General features: G+C 42.4%; 26 protein-coding genes and 1 tRNA gene. 5 read left to right on the top strand and 22 right to left on the bottom strand.

The genetic code is table 11. The features are described from left to right. Positions 1-96 precede the first annotated feature (96 nt). From KA713_17860 to KA713_17850, 3 genes are all read right to left on the bottom strand, one after another. Positions 97-1035 carry a glycerophosphodiester phosphodiesterase gene (locus KA713_17860; GenBank protein ID UXE66296.1) on the bottom strand — a complete coding sequence of 313 codons (939 nt, stop codon included), beginning with the start codon at positions 1033-1035 and terminating at the stop codon, positions 97-99. Between the two features lie 115 nt (positions 1036-1150). Further along, positions 1151-3952, bottom strand: coding sequence for a TonB-dependent receptor (locus KA713_17855; GenBank protein ID UXE66295.1), 2802 nt, complete (start codon positions 3950-3952; stop codon positions 1151-1153). Between the two features lie 83 nt (positions 3953-4035). Next, positions 4036-4776, bottom strand: coding sequence for a GLPGLI family protein (locus KA713_17850; protein ID UXE66294.1), 741 nt, complete (start codon positions 4774-4776; stop codon positions 4036-4038). 130 nt (positions 4777-4906) lie between these two features. On the opposite strand from KA713_17850, the gene KA713_17845 reads away from it, so the two are divergent. Beyond that, positions 4907-6325 carry a HAMP domain-containing histidine kinase gene (locus KA713_17845; GenBank protein UXE66293.1) on the top strand — a complete coding sequence of 473 codons (1419 nt, stop codon included), beginning with the start codon at positions 4907-4909 and terminating at the stop codon, positions 6323-6325. Between the two features lie 4 nt (positions 6326-6329). Continuing rightward, positions 6330-7016, top strand: a complete 687-nt coding sequence (locus KA713_17840; GenBank protein UXE66292.1) for a response regulator transcription factor — start codon at positions 6330-6332, stop codon at positions 7014-7016. A gap of 2 nt (positions 7017-7018) precedes the next feature. On the opposite strand, the gene KA713_17835 is transcribed toward KA713_17840, so the two are convergent. The 3 genes from KA713_17835 to KA713_17825 form a co-directional block, all read right to left on the bottom strand. Further along, positions 7019-7429: a PQQ-dependent sugar dehydrogenase gene (locus KA713_17835; GenBank protein UXE66291.1), complete on the bottom strand. Its 411-nt coding sequence runs from the start codon at positions 7427-7429 to the stop codon at positions 7019-7021. Between the two features lie 74 nt (positions 7430-7503). Next, a complete protein-coding gene (locus KA713_17830; protein ID UXE66290.1) occupies positions 7504-8349 on the bottom strand; it encodes a DUF4249 domain-containing protein in 846 nt (281 codons plus the stop codon). A gap of 4 nt (positions 8350-8353) precedes the next feature. Beyond that, positions 8354-10630: a TonB-dependent receptor plug domain-containing protein gene (locus KA713_17825; protein UXE66289.1), complete on the bottom strand. Its 2277-nt coding sequence runs from the start codon at positions 10628-10630 to the stop codon at positions 8354-8356. A gap of 94 nt (positions 10631-10724) precedes the next feature. Here KA713_17825 and KA713_17820 point away from each other — a divergent pair, with 94 nt between their 5' ends. Continuing rightward, positions 10725-12014, top strand: a complete 1290-nt coding sequence (locus KA713_17820; GenBank protein ID UXE69181.1) for a hypothetical protein — start codon at positions 10725-10727, stop codon at positions 12012-12014. A 2-nt stretch (positions 12015-12016) separates the two neighbouring features. Here the strand turns inward: KA713_17820 and KA713_17815 are convergent, their stop codons facing one another. From KA713_17815 to KA713_17765, 11 genes are all read right to left on the bottom strand, one after another. Further along, positions 12017-12466 carry a hypothetical protein gene (locus tag KA713_17815; protein ID UXE66288.1) on the bottom strand — a complete coding sequence of 150 codons (450 nt, stop codon included), beginning with the start codon at positions 12464-12466 and terminating at the stop codon, positions 12017-12019. A gap of 11 nt (positions 12467-12477) precedes the next feature. After that, a complete protein-coding gene (locus tag KA713_17810; protein ID UXE66287.1) occupies positions 12478-12861 on the bottom strand; it encodes a helix-turn-helix transcriptional regulator in 384 nt (127 codons plus the stop codon). A gap of 4 nt (positions 12862-12865) precedes the next feature. Next, complete coding sequence (locus tag KA713_17805; GenBank protein UXE66286.1) at positions 12866-13249, bottom strand: hypothetical protein; 384 nt, start codon at positions 13247-13249, stop codon at positions 12866-12868. Between the two features lie 71 nt (positions 13250-13320). After that, positions 13321-13398, bottom strand: a tRNA-Val gene (locus KA713_17800). A 40-nt stretch (positions 13399-13438) separates the two neighbouring features. Continuing rightward, positions 13439-13867 carry a (4Fe-4S)-binding protein gene (locus KA713_17795; protein ID UXE66285.1) on the bottom strand — a complete coding sequence of 143 codons (429 nt, stop codon included), beginning with the start codon at positions 13865-13867 and terminating at the stop codon, positions 13439-13441. Positions 13868-13944: 77 nt separating this feature from the next. After that, positions 13945-14331: an OsmC family protein gene (locus KA713_17790; GenBank protein ID UXE66284.1), complete on the bottom strand. Its 387-nt coding sequence runs from the start codon at positions 14329-14331 to the stop codon at positions 13945-13947. 3 nt (positions 14332-14334) lie between these two features. Then, the gene (locus tag KA713_17785) at positions 14335-14928 is read right to left on the bottom strand and encodes a nitroreductase family protein (protein UXE66283.1); all 594 of its coding nucleotides are present in this window, start codon (positions 14926-14928) and stop codon (positions 14335-14337) included. Positions 14929-14995: 67 nt separating this feature from the next. Next, complete coding sequence (locus tag KA713_17780; protein UXE66282.1) at positions 14996-15394, bottom strand: hypothetical protein; 399 nt, start codon at positions 15392-15394, stop codon at positions 14996-14998. Between the two features lie 19 nt (positions 15395-15413). Continuing rightward, the gene (locus tag KA713_17775) at positions 15414-16283 is read right to left on the bottom strand and encodes a pirin family protein (protein UXE66281.1); all 870 of its coding nucleotides are present in this window, start codon (positions 16281-16283) and stop codon (positions 15414-15416) included. Between the two features lie 88 nt (positions 16284-16371). Further along, positions 16372-16626, bottom strand: coding sequence for a response regulator receiver protein (locus tag KA713_17770; protein UXE66280.1), 255 nt, complete (start codon positions 16624-16626; stop codon positions 16372-16374). A 109-nt stretch (positions 16627-16735) separates the two neighbouring features. Further along, entirely contained in the window at positions 16736-17470 is a 735-nt protein-coding gene (locus tag KA713_17765) for a pirin family protein (protein ID UXE69180.1), read from the bottom strand. Between the two features lie 278 nt (positions 17471-17748). Here KA713_17765 and KA713_17760 point away from each other — a divergent pair, with 278 nt between their 5' ends. Then, complete coding sequence (locus KA713_17760) at positions 17749-18516, top strand: TSUP family transporter (GenBank protein UXE66279.1); 768 nt, start codon at positions 17749-17751, stop codon at positions 18514-18516. Positions 18517-18518: 2 nt separating this feature from the next. After that, positions 18519-19424: an alpha/beta hydrolase gene (locus KA713_17755; protein UXE66278.1), complete on the top strand. Its 906-nt coding sequence runs from the start codon at positions 18519-18521 to the stop codon at positions 19422-19424. A gap of 229 nt (positions 19425-19653) precedes the next feature. Here KA713_17755 and KA713_17750 read toward each other — a convergent pair whose 3' ends face one another. The 5 genes from KA713_17750 to guaB form a co-directional block, all read right to left on the bottom strand. Next, a complete protein-coding gene (locus tag KA713_17750) occupies positions 19654-20346 on the bottom strand; it encodes a DUF2461 domain-containing protein (GenBank protein UXE66277.1) in 693 nt (230 codons plus the stop codon). Positions 20347-20415: 69 nt separating this feature from the next. Then, positions 20416-20826: an ATP-binding protein gene (locus KA713_17745; GenBank protein ID UXE66276.1), complete on the bottom strand. Its 411-nt coding sequence runs from the start codon at positions 20824-20826 to the stop codon at positions 20416-20418. Continuing rightward, entirely contained in the window at positions 20810-21160 is a 351-nt protein-coding gene (locus tag KA713_17740; GenBank protein ID UXE66275.1) for an STAS domain-containing protein, read from the bottom strand. The genes KA713_17745 and KA713_17740 overlap by 17 nt, the downstream gene beginning before the upstream one ends. A gap of 36 nt (positions 21161-21196) precedes the next feature. Further along, positions 21197-23260 carry a SpoIIE family protein phosphatase gene (locus KA713_17735; GenBank protein ID UXE66274.1) on the bottom strand — a complete coding sequence of 688 codons (2064 nt, stop codon included), beginning with the start codon at positions 23258-23260 and terminating at the stop codon, positions 21197-21199. A gap of 24 nt (positions 23261-23284) precedes the next feature. Beyond that, positions 23285-24757: an IMP dehydrogenase gene (gene guaB / locus KA713_17730; protein UXE66273.1), complete on the bottom strand. Its 1473-nt coding sequence runs from the start codon at positions 24755-24757 to the stop codon at positions 23285-23287. Between the last annotated feature and the right edge of the window lie 43 nt (positions 24758-24800).

Below are 24800 nucleotides of genomic sequence, written 5' to 3'. Positions count from 1 at the left end.
AGCCTTATTCAAGAAAAAAAATAAGCTTGTTTAACTCTTTTGCGCAAATGGTGCAAGTAGATTCGATTTTTTGGCGGCCCACACCAAAAAGAAGAGCTAATCCCGCTTGATACTCAGTGTCAACTTATACTTGGCCGCACGGTTGGGGTAGTCCGTAATGAAGCCATCCACCCCCATCCCTTTAATGGCGAGCATATCCTTTTCTTCGTTCACCGTCCACGGGATGACACGCATTTTGACTTGCTGCTTATCGGTAGAATCTACCACTTTGCCGCGAAGCTCTTTCACAATCTCTTTTTTCAATAATTTGAAGTATGGACTATAAATAGACGGTACAAAGCCAAGTTCTTTCAAATTTTCTTCCGCACCTTTTTCATTTTCGACTAGCGCAGCCAAGCGCACCTGCGGATATTTTTCGTGAAAGTATTTCAACACCCTAAAATCAAATGATTGAATGACCACCCGATCGAGCGGCAAGTATTGGTCGATGAGACTAAAAACTAAATCAGAAAATTCTTCAGGCGAAGGTTGAAATTTACCGTCCAATTCCTTTTCTGATTTTATTTCAATGTTGTAATCTACTTCGTATCGTGTATAGCTTTTGATGTGGTTTTCGGCTGCCACAATAACCTCACTTAACAACGGCTTACTGGTTCTAATTTTCTCTTGTTCGGGAAACCGTGCGTTGCCAATTGCCCCGCAATCAAATTGCTTCACTTGATCGTAGGTAAGCTGATAAATGTTAAAATTCTTTTCTTCCTTTTCGGTAATCGGTTGGCCTTCGGGCGTGGTGCAAATGGCAAAGTTCATCCACGGTTCGTGCGAAACCACTACTTGCTTGTCTTTGGTGATCACAACATCTAGCTCTAAGGTAGTCACTCCATAATCTAAGGCGGTTAAAAATCCAGGGATTGTATTTTCTGGTTTTAATCCGCGCGCCCCGCGATGCCCTTGCACATCGAATTTGGGGAGATAAATTTGAGAATGGAGAGACTGTGACATCAATACAAGAGTAATGAAAAGAAGTTTCGGCATGGAGCAAAGTTAGGCGATGATTTCACGCAAAGACGCAAAGGCGCAAAGTTTTTTTAAAATGAAAAGCACTGCTCCTTTGCAAGAGACAGTGCCTATCACCCTACTAAATAAACTACTAATTGTTGATGATCATCCGCATTTCCCCGCCTCTCCTTCCTGCTCCCATCGGATTGAGTTGTTTATTGAGGGCATAGGTAAAGCTGACCATAAAATAGCGACCCAAATTGTTAGATGTTGTTTGTTGCAAATAGTTAGCCGTGGCGGTTTGGTTGACACTTATACTTTGGTCGAGCAAATTGTTGACTCCGATTTTTAATTCACCCACATTGTTTTTAAGAAGGAAACGAGAGAATGAAATATTCCATATCGGAATGGTTTGACTGAACGAAGTCGTCTCGCTGTTGTATTTGTAGTAACTGAAGTTATTGTTAAATTGATAGTTCTTTAAGAAAGTCAGATTTATCTCTGAGGTATAGGTTTGGTTTACAAATGCCTGATTTTGTTGGGCATTGTCATAACGAGTTTGTTGGCAGCTGAGATTAGCACTCAAATCTATAATCAAAATCTCTTTAAAGGTATAGTTATACCGAACCGTGCCCCCAAGTGTCTCATTCCATGTGCGATTGGGTTTCTCATTCAAAACATTTATCATGTTGAGGTAAGTACCCGTTGGGCCAATGCTAAAACGACTGTTTAGTTTCTTTACTGGAAATCCAAAGCTAACGTTACCCACCAGCATCAAGTTATCACTTACATTCACTGGCTTGGTGGTACGAATCAAACTTTGATTGACAGTTTGTGAACTGGCAATAGCACTAGTGGTATAGGTGGCTGTGAGAAAAGCAAAAAGATTGATAAACTTGCTTGGATTGAAAGTGGTGTAGTTAGCACTTATGTTATGCTCGTAAGCTGGCCGCAACTCGGGATTACCAACAGTAAGATTGAGAGGATCACTATTATCAACCACAGGCTGCAATTGCTGAATGGTTGGCTCTTGCATGGAAGTCTCGTAATCAAAGCGCAAGTGTTTGAAGTTGCTGAAATCATAATTGAAGCGTGCAACAGGCAAAATATTTTCGAATGTGCGATTGATTTTTACGTTGCGCAAAATCAAGTCTCCATTTAGATGTGTGTTTTGATAGCTTACACCTGTGGTCACACTATACTTTTGGCGATTCATGCGGAAGGAGATGCCCGGGCGGCTATACAAATAATTGCTGTTGTATTTATTGCTCAGGTTGGTGTTGATAGTTGAATTGCCTCCATTCTCATCAAAAACTTCGCGGTTTACTTCATTACGGTTGGTGCGAAAGGCATACGATGCTTCCAAATATTTTCTTCCGCCCAACGGCTCAGTGTAAGTAAAAGTGGCACCGTACGTTTGATTACTATTAGTCTGTGTATTGCGTTGCAAAATATCTTGTCGGCCTGGGTTATTACCAAAAAAGTCATTTGTCGATTGCAAATCGCCTTTACTATCTGTTTGGCTTAGGATGGCAGAAAAATTGGTTGAAAACGAGCGACCTTTTTTGGCGAAGCGGTGCCGATACAACAAACTGGAGTTTAGGTTTGCACTTAGCTGGTTATTGGTATTTATTCGATTGCTCAAATTTTGCAGCGTGTTATCAGTAGTGGTGGTTTTGCTCAGTGTTTGCGATTGCTGGTTGGAATTCGAGTACGTAAAGTTATTGGTGAACTTTATGGAGTTGGCTGAATCAATTTTATGGTCAATCATGAAATTAGCACGATGGTTATCGTTCGTGTTTACTTGCCGGCTATCTTGATTGAAGAAATAAGTACTATCCTGGGGCAAGTAGTTGATTCGATTAGTGAGTTGCGAAATGTTCTGGTCGATGCGATTATAAAAATAGTTAGAAGTCAATTGTGTTTTCTTGCTTAAGTCACGATTAAAGTTTACGCCACCTGCATAGTTTGTCATGATGCCGTTCTGCCTTCCACCAAAGTTGAGGGGAACACCGTTGTTATTGTTATCATCGATTTGAATGTTCACTCTTCCGCCACCACCACCAATCATTTGTTGAGAGCCCCCAGTAAAATTCATAAAATCACCAAACGAAAAACCTTGTTCGTTGATATTATTGCCCATCCCTAAAAACGAAAGCTGCTGCCCTTTGCCAAACCGATTGATACTTGCCTTGCCTTGAAAGCGGTCGTTCGTACCATAGCCTGCCATCACATTCCCAAAAGCACCATTGCGTTTGTCTTCTTTCAATTCAAGGTTGATTGTTTTCTCTTTTATTCCATCATCAATACCAGTGAAAACTGCTTGATCAGATTTTTTATCGAACACTTGCACTTTGTCAACCGCATCGGCTGGCAAATTGCGTGTGGCCAACTTTGGGTCGCGACCGAAAAACTCGCGACCGTCCACCATCACCTTTTGCACCTCTTGCCCTTGTGCGCGCACTGTTCCATCGGTATCCACTTCCATGCCAGGCATTTTTTTCAACAAATCTTCTACGTTGGCATTCGCTTTTGTTTTGAACGAACCCGCGTTAAACTCTATCGTATCGCGCTTTACCGTTACAGGTGCTTTCTCCCCTCGTATTACGACTTCGCTCAACTGCAAATTTTGCGGCTGCATCTTGATAAACCCAACATTTACGATGGGTGAATTACCACTAGCAGAGATCTTCCTTTCAAAGGATGCATATCCCACGAAAGTGATTTTCAATAAATAATCACCTTGGTTCACGCCTTTGATTTCAAACAACCCTTTCGAATCGGTTACGCCAAAGTTGACGAGCGTAGAATCTTTGGGATTGAGCAGCATGACAGTAGAAGAAGGCAATGGACTGCGCACGGTGTCCGTCACCGTACCTGTAACGGAAAACTTCTGTGCCACTGCTACGGACACGCCCATCATTAGAAAAAAGAAGGCAATAAAATTTTTCATCTTTAGTATTAAAGAATTTTGAAAATCAAACTCGAAAAAGTACTCGCTAACCTGCCGACCGCATCCTATCGACTGCCAACCTTTTAGTTTCGGATAATCATTCCGCCACTGCCGCCCATTTTCTTCATTTGCTCATCGCGTTGTTTAACAAATTCTGCTCGGGTAACTTTTTCCCCTGTAGTAGGTGCAAGCAGTTCTTTCTTTTTCAATTCACGTAACGCTATTTTTCTAGCCACTATTACACGCTCACCATTGTTGACATCAATTGCCAATACTGCACCTGGCAATGACCGAAATCTTTCTGGCCCTAAAAACGGACGCAATTTAGTGGTGTACCATGCTGTAATTTCCTGCTTGCCTCTCGGACCTGATAGATCCGTATAATAAGCCATTTGGCATTCATAGCCAGCAATGGTTTTGGTTTCCGTTCCGAATTTCCAAGCAGGAACTTTAATAGAGTCTTCAATTAAATAAGTTTTACCAAAAAATTCTTCCTTCGAGATGCTCTTGCCCTCGGCTTGGTTCAAATACATTTCGTTGTTGGGCATTTGAAATCGCATAACAACTCCACCACCTTGTGGCTCATCTTCTTCATCTTCGATAACCACTTTGTAAAGCGATTCATTTTCATTGAAGAATAATTGATTTTTGTTGGTACGAAATTCGGGAAGCATACTCTTCATGCCTTCACGACCGGGAGGCAATGTGCGATGCAAATTCAATTTGGTTTCGAAATCAATCACGCCAGAATTGGTTTGACCAAACACAACTTCAAAGGCAGTCAGCGATACCAGTATACCGGCAATCAGTATTAGTTTTTTCATATAAGGTTGAAATTTCATTTATGCTGTAAATCTACGGCCATAGATGGCAGGGGTAGGTTAATAGTTCTGAAAGGAATGTTAAATAAGGTTAAAGCGCTCTTTACAAGTGGTGAAACCTCGTACTTTTGTTATGATGAAGGCCACTAAAAACACCTTGACATTATCACTCATTATCAGCAGCATCGTATTGCTATTGGTATTGCAAGCGTTTTGGTTACGTAGTGTTTATAACGATGAGCATCAACGCCTGAACAAAGATTTGCACGCCCTTTTCAGGGAAGTAGTTTTTTCCATGAGTGATTCGTTGTTCAAGAAAAATATAAACGCATTTCCTGCAGAGGAAAGTTTTGCCCGAATTGAATGGCGAGACTCATTAAAAATTACTTCTAGCGGTATTATAAAAAAGGGACTAAAGCTTTCCGACACACAGAAACGTGCCAATATTCAAGTTTTTGTTTCTGGACAGAACAGAAAAGATTCGTTGGATGATTTTCTCAAACCATTGGCCGAAAAAATAAAAGGCAGCAAGGGCAACAGAGCCTTCTACATTAACCTAACGGACGAAATGCTAAGCGAGAAAGATGTGCGAAAGAAGTTTTTAGATACATTAAAAAAATCAAATCTACCCATTGAATTTTCGATCACTTCCGTTGCGCCTGCCATAAATTTCAGAAAGCGGATGCCCCTTCATGACGAGCAATTTGTGCTCACCCCTGCTGGCGGATTCAAATCGGACTTTAGTGGGTTAAACGGGTTTATCCTAAAGCGGATGACCCCGCAAATCTTGTTTTCTATTTTCCTTACTTCACTTACTGCGATTTCATTTTTAATGTTGTATCGAAACATTCGGGCACAACAGCGGTTGGCCGAACTGAAAAACGATTTCATCAGCAACATGACGCATGAATTAAAAACGCCTGTTACCACCGTGGGCGTAGCGTTGGAGGCATTAAAAAACTTTAAGGGATTAGAAAACCCAGCGCTTACACACGAGTATTTAACTATTGCCCAAAATGAATTGAGTCGCCTATCGCTACTGACTGATAAAATTTTAAAAACTTCTGTGTTCGAAAATCGAGGCGTTGACTTTGATCCAGAGGCTGTTGACCTTGAAAAAATAGTTGAGCAAACCGTTCAATCGTTGAAGTTGGTTTTTGAAAAATCAAAAGCGACTGTTGAGATTAAGAAAGGCGGCAACGACTTTACATTGCGTGGTGGCCTGATACATTTAACCAATGTAGTTTACAATTTACTCGACAACGCATTGAAGTATAGTACGGAAAACCCTACGATTACAATCTATTTAAAAGAAGAAGCGCACCAAATCACGCTTTCGATACAAGACAAAGGTGTGGGTATTGCGCCTGAGTTCAAGAAAAAGATTTTCGAAAAATTCTTTCGTGTGCCCACAGGCGATGTGCACACTGTGAAGGGATATGGATTGGGGCTGAGTTATGTGTACGCAGTGGTGAAAGCGCACAAAGGAACGATTGACGTAGACAGTGAACCAGGCAAGGGAAGTAATTTTGTTATCAACTTACCAAAATAAGAAGATGACCAAAACAAAAATTTTGTACGTTGAAGACGAACCCTTTCTGGGACGCATTGTGAAAGAAAGCTTGGAAAGCCGTGAGTTTGAAGTAGTGATGGTAAATGATGGCAGCCAAGCCCTCGCTGCTTTTCAATCGGCTCAACCCCATATCTGTGTGCTGGACATCATGCTTCCGCATAAAGATGGTTATGCTATTGCGCAAGACATCCGTAAAGTAAATGCACTGATGCCCATCATTTTTGTAACGGCTAAAAACCAAACCGAGGATTTAATAAAAGGCTTTGGCGTAGGCGGCAACGACTACTTGAAAAAACCTTTTAGCATGGAAGAGTTGATTGTGCGTATCAATAACCTGTTACAACTCACACAAAAGCGGTCAACGGTTCAAAAAGAAAATATAACCATCGGCAAATTCGAGTTCGCCCCACAGCGGTATGAGCTGCTCAAGGATGGAGCTGTCCGAAAGCTTTCGCATCGCGAGGCGATGTTACTGCAAATTCTTGCTGAAAATCAAAACAACAATATTGATCGCAAAACCATTTTGATGCGCGTATGGGGCGATGATTCTTTCTTCAACTCCAGAAACTTGGATGTTTATGTCACCAAGCTTCGTGAATTTTTAAGAGCTGATCCCGCTATTGAAATCATTACCATTAAAGGAATAGGATATCGATTTGTGGTAGGCTGAACTTACCCATAAAGTTGCTGGATTTGATTCTGAACCATTTCATCACCATTGGCCGTAAATCGACTGATTCGGTTTTTTAACGGAGCGGTGCTAATCGTGTAGTATAAGTAGATAAAATTGTTGGTTAGAAAATCTGGATCAAAAGCGATGCCGATCAACCCACGCTCGCCTGAAGAATTGACCGTGAGTGTGATAAACGGAGTGGTGAGCTGTGTACCATTTTTGATTACTCTTAGCGTGCCCGATTGCTCTGCGACAAAAATCCGTCCGTCCGGGGCAAAGGCCATTACGGTTGGGTTGGTGATTGTTCCGCCCACTTGCTCGCGCGTAAAGTTGGCCGAAAAAGTTTGGCCCTGCGCTATAATGGTGGTTGCCAAAATAAAAATGAAAGTGAGTGATCGCATAATTTTCATACTTCAAAATGCAAAAAGGTAATTGCCCTAACATTCACGAAAGTTAAAATGTCGTTACATCAGTCAAACGACATTTACTCCAATACAAACAGACGCGCATCGGGCAAAAACAGATTGAAATACCCTAAGCCACCATTCACATTACTTTTAAAATTAAGCGGCTCCGTGGCAAAGGCCCCGGCACTGTATCGTCTGTCAAATCTTGTTTTCAAAAATTGATAATACTCTTGGCTGATACTGGCCATTGTTACCGCTACCGTATCGCCCACTTTAAATCGTCTAAACAAAACTTTGAATTCTTCTTCCAAAATTTTTCCGTCCACGGCACTGTCGCTTCGCAGGTGCGTAAACACCCTTGGGTTTAGCAACGATGTAATTTGTTGCGTCTGCGAAAATTTTTGAACATTCACCATGTACCAATTGGGACCTGGCAAATCTTGCAAACTGTAGCTCACATTGGCAACTGAATCAAATTGTGATTTGAACAAAGTCGCTTGCACACTTCGAAACGGAACGAATGGTTTCATCTGCGTGATGGAATATACTTCGCCTAATTCGGGTGTTTTTACTTTTAGCATATAATCACGGTTGGGTTGCAAATCGAGATTGATGTTGCCATACAATCCATCGCCCAAGTTGGGCAGCGCAACTATCGCATCACCCACGGAGATAGTTACCTCGGCATCGCTGATAGCCGCTTTGCTCAATACATCTTCAGGATTGGAGCCCCATCCTGCTTCAAGTGCACTCACACTTTTGGTGATGAGTATTACCAGCGCCCCTCCAGGAAGCATTTGCGATGACACCACTACTTTCGGTTGCAACTTTGCAATGTCATCGATGGGCAATGGCGTTGGGATACACGATGATGCAAAAACAGCAATGACAATTGTCAATAAAAAATGCACGACTATTTTCATCTCATTAAAATTTAAATCCATAACTCACAAAAGGCAGCAATCCAAAAAGCCCGGGCTGCTCGTAGCGAAACGAACCATCGCCATTGGGGCGAATGACGATCCCGATAGGAGCAGCACGGTTGTACACATTGTACACACCCACAAACCATTCGCCTTGCAATTTTTTGTCGGTGCGTGTACGGTATTTTATTCCAACATCCAGTCGGTGTGTGTCGGCCAACCTCACTGAATTGATAGGTGCAAAGACTGGAATCAAATCGATGCCGCCCAGTGAAGGAGAAGGCACAACATATTGCCCAATGATGGGTGTGAACCGTGAACCAGAAATAAATTCAAACACCGAGCTCACCGACCATCTCTTCGATAATTGATAGTTCATTACCACCGCCAAATTGTGCCTGCGATCGTATCGGGCCAAAAACCAATCGCCATTATTTACTTCATCATATTGTCGTTCTGATTTTGCCAGCGTGTAGCTGATCCATCCCGTCAATTTTCCGCTTTCCTTTTTTATCAACACTTCCAACCCGTAAGAAAGTCCTTTACCTTGGACCAACTGATTTTCAAAATTGGTATTGAGCAGCAAACTTGCTCCTTCTTTATACCCAATTAAATCGTGCATCCATTTATAATAGCCTTCTACACTGACGTATACATTTTGTTTTGGAAAAGTCCGCTGAACACCCAGCGCAATCTGATCGGCCGTCTGAGGTTTTACGCGCGATGTAACCGGATACCAAATATCGGTGGGGAATGCCACGGCAGCACTGGACACTCGGTGTAAATACTGCGCCATGCGCGAGTAACTGGCTTTTATAGCAGTGAGCGAATCGATCGCATAACGAAAAGCCACCCGAGGTTCTGGATTAACATAAAACGTATTGTCAACATAGGCAGATGAAACGCGCGCGCCCGCATTGAACCGCAATCGCGGAGTGAGCGACCCGTCTACATGAAAGAATCCGCTGGTTTCAAGTGCGGTTTGGGGTGTAGTCGCTCCTGATTTTAAAATATCCGAAATCTCGCCCGTGGTAGTGATGCGATTGGGCGCTACTTGATGCTGCACCATTTCCACACCGCCCTTCACTGAAATTTTTTTCTTTAGCGAATCAGAGGCGATGATCCATTTACCACCTACGTCTACAATACTAGAGTTAACAAATAGTGCGTTGTCTGTAAACGTACTTTGAATGTTGTACTGGAATACGGTTCGATAAAGGGAGAGTGTGGTATTAAAATTGTAAAAATTTCGCTTCCACAAAAAAGTTTGTGTACTGTTGCCGAGTGTAAAACTATTGGTGATGTTGCGGTTGCGCAATGTGGCGCGGGGCGCGCGTGAAAAATCCAACACATCGTTGCCTTCGTAAATCGTAAACTCCATGCGATCGCGGGCATTGGGTTTATAAATTACTTTCGCATTCAGGTCGTAAAAAAAATAGGGAAGTTCTTCACCTGTCAATCGAATTACCTGATCGACATACGTTCGCCTGCCCGCTACCCATATCGCCAATTTATCTTTTACAATTGGTTGCTCAATCATTAATCGACTGGCCAACAAACCGATATTTCCTTTCAACTTGGTGCGATTGGGCATCGTTGATTTTGAACTCACATCTAAAATGGACGAAAGCCGGCCACCGTATTCAGAAGGGAAGGCTCCATTAATGGACTCCACTTTATCTAACATATCTGAATTAAAGACCGAAAGGAAACCAAACAAGTGACCGGTGTTGTAAACCGGAGCACCATCTAACATAACTAAATTTTGATCGGCCGCACCGCCACGCACAAATAAATCGGTGGTGCCATCCGCGCCTTTGGTAACACCTGGCAATAGTTGAATCGTTTTGATCAAATCGGCTTCCCCACCTAACACCGGTATCGAACTGATTTCTTTGCCACTGAGTGTGTTGGTACTCATGCGCGTGGTTTCAAATTGATCGGATTGCAATGTGCGGTCGGCTGTCACAATGATTTCATTTAGTTCTTCATTTTTGGTTTGAAGAAAAAAATAAATGATCGTATCGCGGGCAATGGAAAGAGACTGAGAAAATTTTTTATAGCCTGTATAAGAAATAGTGATTTGGAATTTTCCTTTCGGAACTTGAATGAGAAAGCTGCCCGCTGAGTCGGTGACGGCTGATTTTTTAATGGAGGTTTGAATGTGGGCTTGCGAAAGACTAAGCCCAACTGAATCCAATACAACCCCTTGCAAAATATGCGTTTGAGCCGATGCGCTCAGCGAAAAAAACCAACCGCTCAATAAAATCCATCGCCACATAAGTATAATCTAAACTGAAAGTTACAATTTATAGTGCGCATAGAAATGAATAAATTTTAAAAAAATTGTGGTATTATTTTTACCTTTAAACATGATGAACACATTAAACAAAACAGTGAACAAAATAGCGTTTTTAGCAATCGTGGTGTTTGCTTGCAGAAATGAAAGTAGCCGCGAACCTCACTTTGAATTGATTACTACCAAAAAGTTTGTTTTCAATTCGTTTGTGGATTGCAACATGGCAGAAGCGTGGATTGGTGACACACTGCGAATTTTTCCGGGCAAGTATGGAGAAGACCCAGTGTGGGGTGATGCACGCGATCTTAAATACGCCAGTGGCAAAAATGCCGATGAGGTTTTTCTTACGCCTCGCGAGAAGTTTAGTAGTCCCCTTTTACCTAAAAATGTATTGCCCACAGAAATGGGACTACACGGTGCCGTGTGGTTTGAAACCATGTATCAAGACCCGGACGACACATCAGGAAAGACGTTGTATGGCATCTATCATAATGAAAACTATCCTCAAACACTTCCATTCGATTCGGTAACGGGGCTCGGGTATAAGAATGAAAATTGGCCAGAAGGATTGCGCGGACCAGAATCAGCCGCGGCTGTGTGCCGCATCGGTATCATGAAATCTGTTGATGGTGGAAAGAGTTGGACAGACCGTGGGATTTTTATTGAAGACACACAACCCAATATGATTTTAAAACCCGATAACGTATCGCTGACATTTGCGGGTGGCGTGGGTGATCCATCGGCTGTTGCCAGCGGAGAATATTTGTATCTTTTTTATGGTGAGTACAGCTACCCCGAAAAATATTTGCATGAAGATTACGAGCAAGAAAAAGAATGGAGCGGGCAATGCATAAGCGTGGCACGAATAAAAATTGCTGATTTAGATGATCCAACCGGAAAAGCGAAACGGTGGAATGGCGAGAGTTTTTCTGCTGATTACACCACCATTGGAAAACCTATACCTTCAATACAAATTCCAACCAAAGAAGGCGGTGGACCGGCTTCCAAAGCAGGGCAATACCATTGGGGGCCGTCTGTCAGTTGGAACGAATACCTTCAATGTTGGGTGATGTTGATGGGTAAAGTGGAAGAGCCCAAGTGGAAAGGGAGCAGCATTTATATTTCATTTAACATGAACAAAGATTTGGGCAAAGGCAATCATGCCATTGAATGGAGCAAGCCGCAATTGTTATTGACAAAACCAGGTCGCGTACTTTGGTACCCATCTCTTCAGCCAATGAACACGCCCGAAGACATTGCAAACAAAAACACCTGCCTAAAGCTTGGCCAACGGGCACGTCTGTTTGTGAAAGACAGCGAAGCGAACGAGTATAGTTCGGAGTATATAGTGGAGTTTATTAGATAGCTTTAAATAGCCTCAGTCGGTTTCAATTCAGTAGATTGAAGCAACGCCAACGGGTTAATAATAGGGATAATGGCTGCTTCAAATGACGTGCCTTTTGACAGCAACTTGAGCATGCCGCGAACGGATGAAATCATGACTCCAACGTAAATTGCAACTACCTGTGCAGGCAATTGTTGATTCAGTTGAATCTCCTCAAAATTCTCGACAACAAACTCGCCTTTAACATTAATTGATCCTAATTTTATCGATTTGCTTTCATCGGAAAATATGTCAATTGGAGTAAAAATGGTTACCAGCCTTTCCTCTGCATTTAATCTATAGTTAAGGCTCATACCAAAAGTTATCTTATTAATGTCGATTTCTAAATCTAGAGGCTTTTCGTAGGCATTGAACGAAACTAATTCTAGCGACTTAAAAAGCGTTGTAACATTTATGGGTTTTGGTTCCATCATTCATATTAATGTTAGGCAACCATGGATGGCTGTACTTCCATTGAACTAAAGTTTATCAATTCGAAATCGATTCTTTTTAGCTCAGGGCGAACATCGGTAATAGCAGTTATAAATTGTGTTTGTTTATCTTCTGCTATTACGTCTGCTACAGTTTTATATTCGATTTGCGGAATCTTGCCGACTGCTAGAGAAATTTCAATAAGCTTTTTAAGAGTGTAATTAAACTCACCTTTAAGAATTTGAGAAACATAGCCTTTGGTGACACCTAGTTCTTCAGCTAATTCGGTTTGATTGATACCTTTTTTCTCTTTATACTCTACAACTTGTCGATACAGTTCGTTCTGGGCATTTTCAAACCAGTATTCAGGTGATCTCAATAATTCTTCTCTTGTCATAATGTTATTTTTTTGATTCAAGATACCTCTGCTTAATTGATCTAAACTGCTTTACATCTTCATTCTGCGATCCCTTCTTTCCGCCAAGAATCACAATGTGGCCTTGCTCTTTAATTAAATAAACTCTCAAATCACCCTTCTTAATTTCAAATTCTTTAACCTGTTGTTTTTGTGGAGTTATGTCCCTGAATTTTTCTTTCGGCAATCGATTCATTTGAGCGACCTGATTCATGTTAGCTAAAATCCCAACTAGTTGCTTTTTGAGATTTCCATCTGATTCAATTTGCCGACAAAATTCATCATACTGGCAAAAACCATCGATTACAAGTTTTTTGAACTTTATCTGTCCTTTTACTTCTTGAATATCTTCTAACGCAAATCTATTCATTAAAGTTTAGTTATAACTAAACATTTGAATTTATATTTTAATGAATTGGTTTTCAAATATTTATGGGATTATGGTGGGCTGTACCGGGCTCGAACCAGTGACCCCTACCTTGTCGAGGTAGTGCTCTGAACCAACTGAGCTAACAGCCCTAATATTTCCAAAGGTAGTAATGAAAAGTTAAAGATAAGTTCAGCCTTCAAAACCTATCTTCTTATGGCTGCCGTCACAGAAAGGTTTATTGGAAGAGGCACCACACCGACAGAACGCAGTGGCGTTGCTTTTCTTGGTAAGGTTGCCTTTTGAATCTTTGATGGTCACATTTCCATACACCATCAATGGGCCATTGGGTGTAGTTTCCACAATCGTTTCTGCATCTACTTTTACTTCTTCATTTCCGGCATCGCGATTCAAATAATAACTCAATGCCCCTGAAGGACATTTCTTTACTTGCTCGATGATTTTATCGGTGGTTGATTTTTCGGGCGTAATCCAAGGCAATTCTTGAGGATGGAATACATCTCCTAATCCATTGAAACAAATAGCTGAGTGAATGCACATCGCAGGCTTCCATACGATGGTCACTTCTCCGTTGGTGTATTTTTTGGTGATATCTTTCATCGTTAGTCGTTGTTGGTTAGTGGTTAATCGTTAATCATTTGGGTTGTTTAATTGTATTTACAAATATCGAATAACGATCAACTAACAACCAATTTTGTTTGTACTTCAATCGGATTGGTCAATGTTTTATGTACCGGACAAGCGTTGGCAATTTGTAGTAAGCGCGTCCGCTGTTCTTCAGTTAGGTCACCCACCACTTGAAGCTCGCGCTTAAAAATAGTTTTATTGTCAACTTTTTCAAAATCCACCTCCACCCTAATATTCTCTAAAGGCCAGTTTTTTCTATTGGCATACATGCGCAGCGTGATGGCCGTGCACGAGGCGAGTGAGATCAATAAAAATTCCACGGGTGCTGGCCCTTGGTCTGTACCGCCCAGTTCCTCGGGTTCATCGGCAATTACTTCATGACCAGCAATCGTCAGTTCTGTTTTATAGGTTTCCTTACCAATGTTGGCAACTACCATAATCTAAAAGGCTTGGTTCTTCACAAACTCGCGTTGGACATATCGCTGGCGCGGAGCCAACTCACGCTCCTTTAAATTTTCCGGCAAACCATCAGGACTACCGAGATACCCTACTGCCATGATTACGCCTGTTTCATACTCTTCAGGGATATTCAAATTGGCAATCAAAATATCGCGATGATAGCCTCCCATTTGGTGAAGATTCAAATCCAAAGCAGTTGCCTGCAGTGTAAGAAAAGCATTGGCTGCACCTAAATCATATTTTGCAGAACCGTTTGGCTTACCGTTGAGCGCAAAATTTTTTCTCGCCAAACTTACAATCAACAAAGGCGCTTCTTTGGCCCATGGATTATTGCCATCATTGAGCGCCTCAAAGATTTTGTTCCAAAGCTCCGGTTGGTCTTTGGTGGCGTAGATGTACATCCACGGTTGATCGTTCATGCTTGAGGGGGCCCACTTGGCGGCTTCAAAAAGAGATTTGATCTTTTCCGGTTCAATCGGTTTGTTCAAATAAGCCCTTCTGCTTTTTCGGTTTTTGATGATATCTAAAACAGGTGATTCAAATTCGGTGGATGTTTCCATCATGGTAATTTGCATAAATTTTAATTGTCAATTATTTGTCACTTTTCTATAACATCATTTGAGCCGATTAGTTTCATTAGACTTATCTGCTCCACTTCGGTATACCCCAAGCAGCCAAAAATCCTGAAATGGCATGCATCGGCCCTGCCAATAACGGAAAGGTAGAATCCAGTTGAGTGCCATCTGGCAATTGGGGAGTGTTGAAAACAGGGAAGAAGCTTAGCAACGTAAAACTGATCGATACTACATACCAAATCAATTTTCCCTTGGGCGCAAATCGAACCAATGCAAAGAAAATCAATGCACCAATTAGGACTGGAATGAATGATGAAAATGTAACAGGTACAACAAAACCTGGCGGTATAGTGGCTCCTAGCGCATTAGCAATCAGGCTCCAAATGTTGTTGAGGCCTGCGCCAATAAATCCGGCAATTGCCCCGCCTTTCAGCACTTGCATAATGGTTGGTTTTTGTGTTTCCATGGTTTTATAGTTTTGGTTTTCAATTTTCAATTAACACGCCCATCTTCCCCTTTTGATAATCGCGCATTGCCTCCATGATCTCTGTTTGGCTGTTCATAACAAAAGGTCCATGCGATACCACGGGTTCGTTCAAGGGCTCGCCTGAAAGAAACAAAATGCGTGTGTCTTCCAGTGCTTCAAAAGAAATTCCTTCGCCATCGTTTTTAAAATGTACAATGTGCAATCGTTCCACCAATCCAAAACCATCAACTGTTAGTTTTCCATCTAACAAATAAATCAACGTGTTGTGATTTTGTGGAACTGGAATGGAAATTTTTCCTCCCTTTTTGATTTCAAAAGTAGCAGCATTCACATGGGCTTGTGAAGGAATCGGTCCTTTCACGCCAAGCACTTCACCAGCAAACACTTTTCCACTTACACGCAAATCACCCGTTTGAATTTTAGGGGCCTCTTCTGCACTCAGCGGAAAGTACACGGGTTGATCCATTTTATTTTTAGCGGGTGTGTTGATCCACAACTGAATGATCTCCTGCCGCCCACCGATTTCATGGATATCCTGTGGCGGCCGCTCGCTGTGGATAATGCCCATACCTGCATTCATCCACTGTGCACCACCCGCGTAAATTACGCTGTCGTTTCCTCGGCTATCGCGATGATGCACGCCACCTTGAAAAATAAATGTTACAGGCAAAAAACCTCGGTGTGGATGTGGCCCAACCCCTGCATGATCGGGATCGATATGCATAGGTGCTTTTATGTTGGCGTGGTGCAACAACAAAAACGGATCTATCTGTTCTACATTTTGTGAGGGCAACGGTTGCCGAATCGGCATGCCTCCCATATCGACTTGATGTGCGTAAAGTAATCTAGATACTGATCTGTTTTTCATACTAAATTCGTTGTTGGTTGATAGTTGATAGTTGTTGGATAGTGTTGGTTACCTATTATACGAACAACTACCAACGAATATCCACTAACTATTTTGCAATCGCTTCTTCAATTTCATTAAACAACAAGCCGCTTCCTCCACCGTAGTGCCGAATCATTTTTATGTGTGGATTGAATTTCTCAAAAGCAGCTTTAAATTTTCTCTCAGAAGACTCCTCTACTCCGCCCCCAATCAAGACTAAGTTGAAGGTAGGATTAAATTTTTCAATCGCTTCGGTATCCGTAATCGCACCCTCTGCTTTCCAATCAGGTTGACTATTGATCAACCGCAAAATAGTTTCCATAATTTGCGGATGACGACCGATGACAAGTATTTCATATTATCTAAAGTAAGAGTAAAGTAGGCAGTAGGCAGTTGATAGTTTTCCCTGCCGACTGATTACTGCCGACTGCCTACTGTTGCATTGGAACGTCCATCAACAACACTTCTGCATCACCATCCGCCACGATTGAAATTTTTTCGGTATCCCACACGCCATAGCCATCGCGCTTGTTCAGCTTTTGGCTACCTGCCTGACCGGTAGGCAGGTTGATGGTTACTTCGCCTTCAATCACGAATGCATACACACCATTGCCTTTTTGTTTGATGGTGTAATCGGTGGTAAATCCTTTCTTCAAATTGCCGAGGTGAAACCACGCATCTTGGTTGATCCATACACCGTCATCCGTTTTTGAAGGGCTAACAATCTGTTGCAATTTATTCACACGATCTTCCGGCTTGAACGTAATCTGGTCGTAGCGTGGCGCAATATCTCGTTGTTTTGGGAAAATCCAAATCTGCAAGAAGTTCACTTTCGCGTCTTTGTTCTTGTTGTACTCGCTGTGGTAAATGCCCGTGCCGGCACTCATAATCTGCACATCGTTTTGTCTGATCACGGCTACATTGCCCATGCTGTCTTTGTGTTCCAAATCTCCCGCCAAGGGTATGGAAATAATTTCCATGTTGTCGTGAGGGTGCGTGCCGAAGCCCATGCCACCATCTACAAAGTCATCGTTCAGTACGCGCAACTTGCCGAAATGCGTGCGAGTAGGGTCATAGTAATGTGCAAAACTAAACGTGTGATTCGTGTCGAGCCAGCCATGGTTGGCGTGGCCGCGGGTGTTGGCCTTGTGCAATACTGTGTTCATAGTTGTTGTATTTTCTGTGGGTAAATGATTAAAACCAATGGGCTCAAGCGGTTCGTTCTTTGCAGTGGGCTGCCCCACTACTGCGGTGGTGGCTACTGCGGCAGCACTTGCCAACCCTTTCTTTAAAAACTGTGCTCTGTCCATATTTTTTGTGCGATCTACGGTTACAACAGTAAATGTACAAAGAAAGTTTATACAATTGTTGTATATACAATTATTTTTCAGAAGTGTTGATTTTGGCGTAAAATCAATGATTTCTTGTAGTTTTGGGCCAATCGATGACTGACTACTGGATTTACCTACTCGTTTGCCTCGGTGCTGCTTTCGCGGGATTTATTGATGCCGTAGTGGGTGGTGGTGGTTTGGTACAAGTGCCCATGCTGTTTATTCTCTTCCCCGAACTTTCGCATGTGCAGGTAATTGCCACCAATCGATTCGCTTCCATTGCCGGAACTATGGTGGCAGCCATTCAATACATTCGGCATGTGGGCATCGATACTACCTTGGTTTTGTTTGCGGGCATTAGTGCTGGGCTGACTTCTTTCGGAGGCACTTTTGTGATGGCTTTGGTAAAGGCTGAAGTGTTTAAGCCGATGCTGTTGATCATTATTGTGGTGTTGGCGGTTTACACTTTTGTTAAAAAAGATTTGGGCATTCAACATGCGCCTCGCTTTACCAGTCACAAACTTTGGTTGATGAGCGCGTTAATTGGCGCGATGCTCGGTTTTTACAATGGATTCATCGGCCCCGGAACGGGCACCTTGTTGGTATTTGCATTTGTAACGGTTTTACAAGTAGGCTTTCTACAAGGTTCGGCCAGCGCCAAAATCGTAAATGCGATGGCGGACTTCGCATCGCTGATTGGTTTTTTTATTTCCGGATCAATTGTTTATAAAATTGCGTTGCCCATGATGGTAAGCAACATGGCGGGTGGATATGTGGGAAGCAAAGCAGCAATTTTAAAAGGCAATAAATTTGTGCGGTATGTTTTCCTTTTTGTTTTGTCATTACTGATTGCACGCTTAAGTTGGGATATTTTCAGATAATCATGAAGAAGTTAATTCTATTTGCTCTGACATTCTGCGCGATGCAAACAAGTCTAAAAAGCCAAACTATGGAGCTTTACTCAGGAGATATTCCAAATAGCAAGCCAACCAGCGAAAAAGAAACCGTAGAGATTAGAAATGGTATTACACTGATTGGGAAAATCGCAACTCCAACACTTACCGTATATCTACCTACAAAATCAAATGGCACAGCTGTCATTATTTGCCCGGGTGGCGGCTATTGGATTAATGCCTCTGTACACGAGGGCTCGGATGTGGCAAAAAAAATGAATGAATGGGGCGTGACGGCTTTTGTGTTGAAGTACCGCATCCCCAACGATGCAACAATGCAGAACAAAGAAATTGGTCCCTTGCAAGATGCGCAGCAAGCGATTAAGATTGTGCGCGAACGAGCGAAAGAGTTTGGCGTGAATCCGAATCAAATTGGCATGATGGGTTTCTCTGCTGGTGGACACTTGGCTGCTACTGCCGCTACGCATTATCAGAAAGCAGTTGTGACCAATGCAGAAAACACCAATCTCCGTCCTGATTTCACCATCCTGATTTATCCGGTGATCAGTTTTCAAAACTCGTTTGGTCATATTGGCTCACGCGATCAACTAATCGGCAAAAATCCATCGCAACAAAAGATAGATGAATATTCAAACGAGCTACAGGTAAATGCAAAGACGCCACCTGCGTTTTTAGTACATGCCAGTGATGATGATGGAGTATCTCCCGAGAATAGTGTAATGTATTATCAGCAGCTTATCAAAAATAAAGTGCCAGCCGAATTGCACCTTTATCAAAAAGGTGGCCATGGTTTTGGGATGAACAATCCCACCACAAAAGACGAGTGGATGGATCGATTGAGAAATTGGATTAAAGCGAACCGCTGGATAAACTAAAAAAAATTGCGATGAAATCATTCTGTATTGCGTGGAACAGGTGGGCACTAAATTTCTTTGGAAGCCTGACACGGTAATTGTAGCCGAAAGTGGTGAGCTAGTTTACACATTATGGAAAGTATGAGCATCTTGAAAAAGATAGTGTAGGCAACCTAAAAATTTCGAGCAGCGGAATATTCCACACCATTTGGAAAAAGCAAAAAGATGGAAGTTGGAAATTTGTGTGGGATTAATTTTGATAAATACTCTCCCCATTCGCACTGGTAGAAAGCACCTCGCTCATATAATCGAAAAATGGACGAATGGCTCTGTACGATTCATTCACTTTTTTAAGAAAGTTTGGAGCTAGCACTTCTTCGTCTGTGAAGTGACGCTCGAACCAAAATTGTTTGTAGCGAAGCAATGCGATGGTCGGATGATCTTTTGGGAAGCCTTTGGGTGAAGTCTTTACTTGTTCACCTTGCATCACGCCAAAAACCTTTTTCAATTTCTTGTTCGCCAGCAATTTTTTCCAATCAGTAGGGTAGCTTGCTATGTCTTCTCTGATCCGCTTTAAGTCTTCGGGATTAGGATATGTAAAACCACATCCAATCCGTGATTCACCCGGCTTGATCCAAAAATAATAGCCTCCGCGCAAAAGTGGCTTATGGCGCTTTAAACTGCCCGCAAACCGAGGACTGTAAGGAGTCTTGTCATTTGTGAAGCGAACATCATTATAAATTCGATACAGGCTCTCTTTTCCAGTTTCGGTTTGCAGACGGTCGTGTTTATCCAATTCCAAAATCAATGCATCTACCCATTGTATCATATTGGTTTGTGCATGCAGGTAGCGCTCCTTATTTTTTTGAAACCATTCACGATTGTTGTTTCGCTTGAGCGATTTTAGAAAATCAAAAGTGGACTTTTCAATGAGGGAGTTCATGTTCTATTCGTTTTTGAGATGGCTCACAAGTGGTTTGGTCGCTATCATCATAAACAAAACGTCATCAAATCATATAGACTTGGTTAGCCGGCAGATATTTTTACCGCCATCGCGTTTGTATTCAATTTTGTCCATAATGGTTTTCACCAACCGAATGCCCAAGCCACCTTTTCTTTTTTCATGCACCAAATTTCCGATTTCAGGCTCTGAAAATTGGTTGATATCAAACATCGACCCATCGTCCACAATTTCAAAAATAAACTGATGCGGCTCGTTGACATGAATGCGCAATTGTATCAGGTGATCGGGGTCGCAGTGGTGGGCATGGATCATTAGGTTGGAGCACATTTCGTCCATGGCCAATACAATCGCGCCCATTTCCAAATCAGAAATAGCATAGTCCTTCAAAGAAGTGCGAATGAATTCGCGCACTCCCTTCAAGTTATGAAGGCTACATCCTATATTATACTGATAATTCATTTGCCAAACTCAATGCTTCTTCTTTTGTATTCCGTATTTTCAACAAATCGGCCAATCCCAAAATGCTAAAGGTATTCAACACCTTTTCTTTTAACCCAAACAATACCAGCGAAACATTTTTGTCTCGCAGCTCTTCGATGTACGACATAAACACGCCCAAACCAGCCGATGAGATATATTCCAATGCGTGGCAATCCACTAAAATCTTTTTATATCCCTCGCCCACACTTTTGGCAATAGCCAAATCCAACTCAATGGAGGAGCTGGCATCAATCTCACCAATGATGGCAACGATGTCCGCTCCGTTTTCTTGTAGTCGTTTAATGTGTACCATGCAGTTGAAACGTTTTTAATTTTTTTAAGTTTTCAATTATTTAAATTTCACCGTCATGGCGGTGTAATCGTCATTTATATCGTCTGAGCCAGAAAATTCATATAATCTCTTGATGATACTTTCTTCAATTTCTTTGGAACTTTTTAACGCGTTTTGTTGTAGCACTTCTGCCAAGCGTTCGCCACCAAACTCCTCACCTTTTTTATTCTTCGCTTCGGTAATTCCATCGGTGTACAAAATCATGACATCACCAGGTGCATAGGTTAGGCGTTTGTTTTCTACAAAATTGTAGTAGTCGTGGCTGCGCACCATGCCGAGTGCTGTGCCTTTGTCTTTGAGATACTCTGCTTTCCCGGTAGTAGCATTGTAATACAACACGGGGCAGTGGCCTGCACGCGAATAGTGAATGGATTTGTCTTTCGTATCTACTACAAAATAAGTGGCCGAAATAAACGAGCCGCGCTCCAAACAATAGACCAAAGCCCGGTTGGCTTTGCTCATAAAATCTTTGGGGTCTGGCGATTGCTGGGCGAGGCTATGGAAAATACCTTTCATCTGCGACATGTGGAAAGCAGCGGTGGTTCCCTTGCCCGAAACGTCTGCGATAATCAGCGCCACTTCATGATCATTGATGCGAAGTGTATCGTAATAATCGCCACCCACCTCATCGGCCGATTCTGAAAATGCCACGATTTCAAAATCATCATCTTGCTCTAAGCGCGCAGGCAATAAACTTTGCTGCACCATTTTGGCAATTTTCAGTTCTTCTTTGTAGCGCGCGTTCTGAAAAGCTTCCTCCATTAATCGGAAGTTCTCAATCGAAATGCCGGCTTGGTTGGCAAAGGTTGATACGATGCGGGTCATTTCTTTATTAAACCCTTCGGGCACTTCTTTCAGCAAAGCCAGCGTACCGATGTTCTCTTCTTTTACAATGATGGGAAATGACAACAACGAACGAAACCGTGCATTTTTCAAATTACTCAAGTGCTTGGATAAGTTTTTGGTTTTATCACTGCTTTGATCCAATACACCTTTGATATTGTTTTTCTCCAGATGCTCCTTGATGGCGTTGGTTTCCACTTCTGTAATTTTGTAAGTAAAGACTTTGTGCTCGTTGTTGGAAAGCCTCATCTCAAGCCAAGCCGCATCGGCAAATACTGAGTTGACAGAGCTTTCCAATAAAATATTGTACACACTCTCTTCGCTTTGTTCGGTTTGTATGGATTGACTGATGCGTTGAAAATTCACAACCTCCTCCAACTTTTGTTCGAACACCGAAGAAGTGGGCAAGTTGAACAAGATCACCAAAAATGAAAAAGTAATATAAGTAAGCACAAATGCCATCAAAGCAATATTGAATACATGCTCTTGAAAGCGAACAAACGACTGCGTCTGCTCTACAATCGCATCCGATGAAATGAGTATGGAATAGAGAAAGTAAATAAGATAAAAGATGGTGAGCAACAACAGCAATAGGCTCGTCCATTTCTGCTTGAAGTTGAGATATGCCACCCATCGCATGTTGGCCGACAAAACCAAACCCAAGAGACTAATCAAAACAATGACCACATTCGTAAATGCCAATGAAATTGAAAAATGAATGCTGTCATAAATCAATATCCCCAACAGCAACAGCTCAAATAAAAGCCACGCGCGCATCAGCCATTTTGTTTTTTGATAGAGGATCAGCCGCTTCCAAGAGGTGTAGGCTGCCAACAAAAAATTGATGAACAGTGCGAGGTTGATTTGGTAAACGAAGTCGAGAAACAACACATTGTTGGTAAGCTTGCCGGTGCCTATTAAGAAAATGATCAACCGGAGTGAAAGCGATACAATAGTGGCTATTAACCCCGTAGCGAAAACTTTCCAAAGCAGGTCAGTAAAATTGAGGTTCTCGTCTCGTTCAATTTTAAACTTGTAGTAATAAAACAGGGCGATGATGTATAGATCGAGCATGAACCTTGGCAACCAATGCGGCAAATCCGAAGGCAGTGCGCGCATGTCGCTGTATAAAACCATGAGGTCAGAAAAAGCCAATATTATCCATGCCACCAGTGCGGACAAGAAAGTGAGACGGACAAGGGCTTTGGTTTTAAACATAAATCCTACAGGCTAAAGTAGGGTTTATTTTCTACTATAATTCGGGGCTTCACGGGTAATTGTAATATCGTGAGGATGGCTTTCGTGTACTCCAGCAGCCGTAATTTTTACAAACTTAGCAGATTTTAATTTTTCCAAGTTTTTAGCACCGCAATAGCCCATGCCGGCCTTGAGGCCACCTACCAACTGATATAAAACTTCAGCTACTGAGCCTTTGAAAGGCACTCGGCCAGAAATTCCCTCTGGAACTAGTTTTTTAACATCGTCCTCTACATCTTGAAAGTAGCGGTCTTTGCTGCCATCTTCCATCGCTTCAAGCGAGCCCATGCCACGGTACGATTTGAATCTCCGGCCTTCGTAAATAATAAGTTCGCCTGGTGCTTCTTCTGTTCCTGCCAACAATGAACCAATCATTACACTATCGGCCCCAGCCGCCAAGGCTTTTACAATATCGCCTGAGAAACGGATGCCTCCATCGGCAATGGCTTTGGTGCCCGATCCTTTCAATGCTTTAGCCGCTTCGTATACAGCCGATAGCTGAGGAAGCCCAACGCCTGCCACCACACGTGTGGTGCATATGCTGCCTGGCCCTACTCCGACTTTTACAGCATCCACTCCAATTTTTGCCAATGCTTTTGCTGCCTCGCCAGTGGCAATGTTGCCCACCACCAATTCCAGTGAAGGAAATTTTCTTTTTACTTTCTTTGCTGCATCCATCACACCTTTCGAATGACCATGTGCCGTGTCGATGCTGATCACATCTACGCCTGCATTTTTTAAAGCCTCGATGCGATCTAAAATATCAGGCGTTACGCCAACGGCTGCACCTGCTCTCAACCTTCCGAATTGATCTTTGCACGCATTGGGTTTATTTTTCTTTTTCAGGATGTCTTTGTACGTAACCAACCCTGTCAGTTTTCCTTTTTTATTTACAATCGGAAGTTTTTCAATTTTATAATCTTGCAACAGCAATTCGGCTTTTTCAAGTGTGATGCCTTCGGGCGCTGTGATCAGGTTTTCGCGCGTCATGATGCTTTCAATTGGCATGCTCATGTTTTTTTGAAAACGTAAATCGCGGTTGGTGATAATGCCCATCAGTTTTCCGTTTTCGTCTATCACCGGTATGCCACCGATTTTGTACTCGCGCATTATTTTTTCGGCATCGCGAACAGTAGAGCCAACATGAAGTGTTACCGGATCTAATATCATTCCACTCTGTGAGCGCTTCACCTTGCGCACTTGGTCGGACTGTGCCTCTATGGACATGTTTTTATGAATAAACCCAAGGCCGCCCTCCAATGCCATGCTGATGGCAAGCTCTGCTTCCGTAACGGTATCCATCGCTGCTGAGATAATTGGGATATTCAGCTTAATATTCTTGGTCAGAAAGCCTAAAGCATCAGTTTCGCGGGGAAGTACTTCGCTATAAGCTGGAACGAGAAGCACATCGTCATAGGTCAATGCTTCAAAAAGTAACTTGCGGGAATCGAGTGCCATGGCAAATAATTTACGAGTGATTATTTGCGGGGCAAAAGTAAAG

Origin of the sequence: Chryseotalea sp. WA131a (assembly GCA_025370075.1) — a bacterium.
Taxonomy (GTDB): domain Bacteria; phylum Bacteroidota; class Bacteroidia; order Cytophagales; family Cyclobacteriaceae; genus ELB16-189.
The sequence above is the reverse complement of the archived record's forward strand: the minus strand, read 5'-3'. Positions and strand labels throughout refer to the sequence as shown.

What these genes read in the sequence shown, in the direction of transcription:
- KA713_17820 (UXE69181.1), top strand. Translation starts at nt 10,725, where the DNA reads ATGAACACATTAAACAAAACAGTGAACAAAATAGCGTTTTTAGCAATC.
- KA713_17770 (UXE66280.1), bottom strand. Translation starts at nt 16,626, where the DNA reads ATGGAAACTATTTTGCGGTTGATCAATAGTCAACCTGATTGGAAAGCA.
- KA713_17805 (UXE66286.1), bottom strand. Translation starts at nt 13,249, where the DNA reads ATGAATAGATTTGCGTTAGAAGATATTCAAGAAGTAAAAGGACAGATA.
- KA713_17790 (UXE66284.1), bottom strand. Translation starts at nt 14,331, where the DNA reads ATGGTAGTTGCCAACATTGGTAAGGAAACCTATAAAACAGAACTGACG.
- KA713_17850 (UXE66294.1), bottom strand. Translation starts at nt 4,776, where the DNA reads ATGAAAAAACTAATACTGATTGCCGGTATACTGGTATCGCTGACTGCC.
- KA713_17810 (UXE66287.1), bottom strand. Translation starts at nt 12,861, where the DNA reads ATGACAAGAGAAGAATTATTGAGATCACCTGAATACTGGTTTGAAAAT.
- KA713_17745 (UXE66276.1), bottom strand. Translation starts at nt 20,826, where the DNA reads ATGAATTATCAGTATAATATAGGATGTAGCCTTCATAACTTGAAGGGA.
- KA713_17735 (UXE66274.1), bottom strand. Translation starts at nt 23,260, where the DNA reads ATGTTTAAAACCAAAGCCCTTGTCCGTCTCACTTTCTTGTCCGCACTG.
- KA713_17785 (UXE66283.1), bottom strand. Translation starts at nt 14,928, where the DNA reads ATGCAAATTACCATGATGGAAACATCCACCGAATTTGAATCACCTGTT.
- KA713_17860 (UXE66296.1), bottom strand. Translation starts at nt 1,035, where the DNA reads ATGCCGAAACTTCTTTTCATTACTCTTGTATTGATGTCACAGTCTCTC.
- KA713_17835 (UXE66291.1), bottom strand. Translation starts at nt 7,429, where the DNA reads ATGAAAATTATGCGATCACTCACTTTCATTTTTATTTTGGCAACCACC.
- KA713_17775 (UXE66281.1), bottom strand. Translation starts at nt 16,283, where the DNA reads ATGAAAAACAGATCAGTATCTAGATTACTTTACGCACATCAAGTCGAT.
- guaB (UXE66273.1), bottom strand. Translation starts at nt 24,757, where the DNA reads ATGGCACTCGATTCCCGCAAGTTACTTTTTGAAGCATTGACCTATGAC.
- KA713_17765 (UXE69180.1), bottom strand. Translation starts at nt 17,470, where the DNA reads ATGAACACAGTATTGCACAAGGCCAACACCCGCGGCCACGCCAACCAT.
- KA713_17825 (UXE66289.1), bottom strand. Translation starts at nt 10,630, where the DNA reads ATGTGGCGATGGATTTTATTGAGCGGTTGGTTTTTTTCGCTGAGCGCA.
- KA713_17830 (UXE66290.1), bottom strand. Translation starts at nt 8,349, where the DNA reads ATGAAAATAGTCGTGCATTTTTTATTGACAATTGTCATTGCTGTTTTT.
- KA713_17845 (UXE66293.1), top strand. Translation starts at nt 4,907, where the DNA reads ATGATGAAGGCCACTAAAAACACCTTGACATTATCACTCATTATCAGC.
- KA713_17760 (UXE66279.1), top strand. Translation starts at nt 17,749, where the DNA reads ATGACTGACTACTGGATTTACCTACTCGTTTGCCTCGGTGCTGCTTTC.
- KA713_17840 (UXE66292.1), top strand. Translation starts at nt 6,330, where the DNA reads ATGACCAAAACAAAAATTTTGTACGTTGAAGACGAACCCTTTCTGGGA.
- KA713_17780 (UXE66282.1), bottom strand. Translation starts at nt 15,394, where the DNA reads ATGGAAACACAAAAACCAACCATTATGCAAGTGCTGAAAGGCGGGGCA.
- KA713_17815 (UXE66288.1), bottom strand. Translation starts at nt 12,466, where the DNA reads ATGATGGAACCAAAACCCATAAATGTTACAACGCTTTTTAAGTCGCTA.
- KA713_17740 (UXE66275.1), bottom strand. Translation starts at nt 21,160, where the DNA reads ATGGTACACATTAAACGACTACAAGAAAACGGAGCGGACATCGTTGCC.
- KA713_17795 (UXE66285.1), bottom strand. Translation starts at nt 13,867, where the DNA reads ATGAAAGATATCACCAAAAAATACACCAACGGAGAAGTGACCATCGTA.
- KA713_17750 (UXE66277.1), bottom strand. Translation starts at nt 20,346, where the DNA reads ATGAACTCCCTCATTGAAAAGTCCACTTTTGATTTTCTAAAATCGCTC.
- KA713_17755 (UXE66278.1), top strand. Translation starts at nt 18,519, where the DNA reads ATGAAGAAGTTAATTCTATTTGCTCTGACATTCTGCGCGATGCAAACA.
- KA713_17855 (UXE66295.1), bottom strand. Translation starts at nt 3,952, where the DNA reads ATGAAAAATTTTATTGCCTTCTTTTTTCTAATGATGGGCGTGTCCGTA.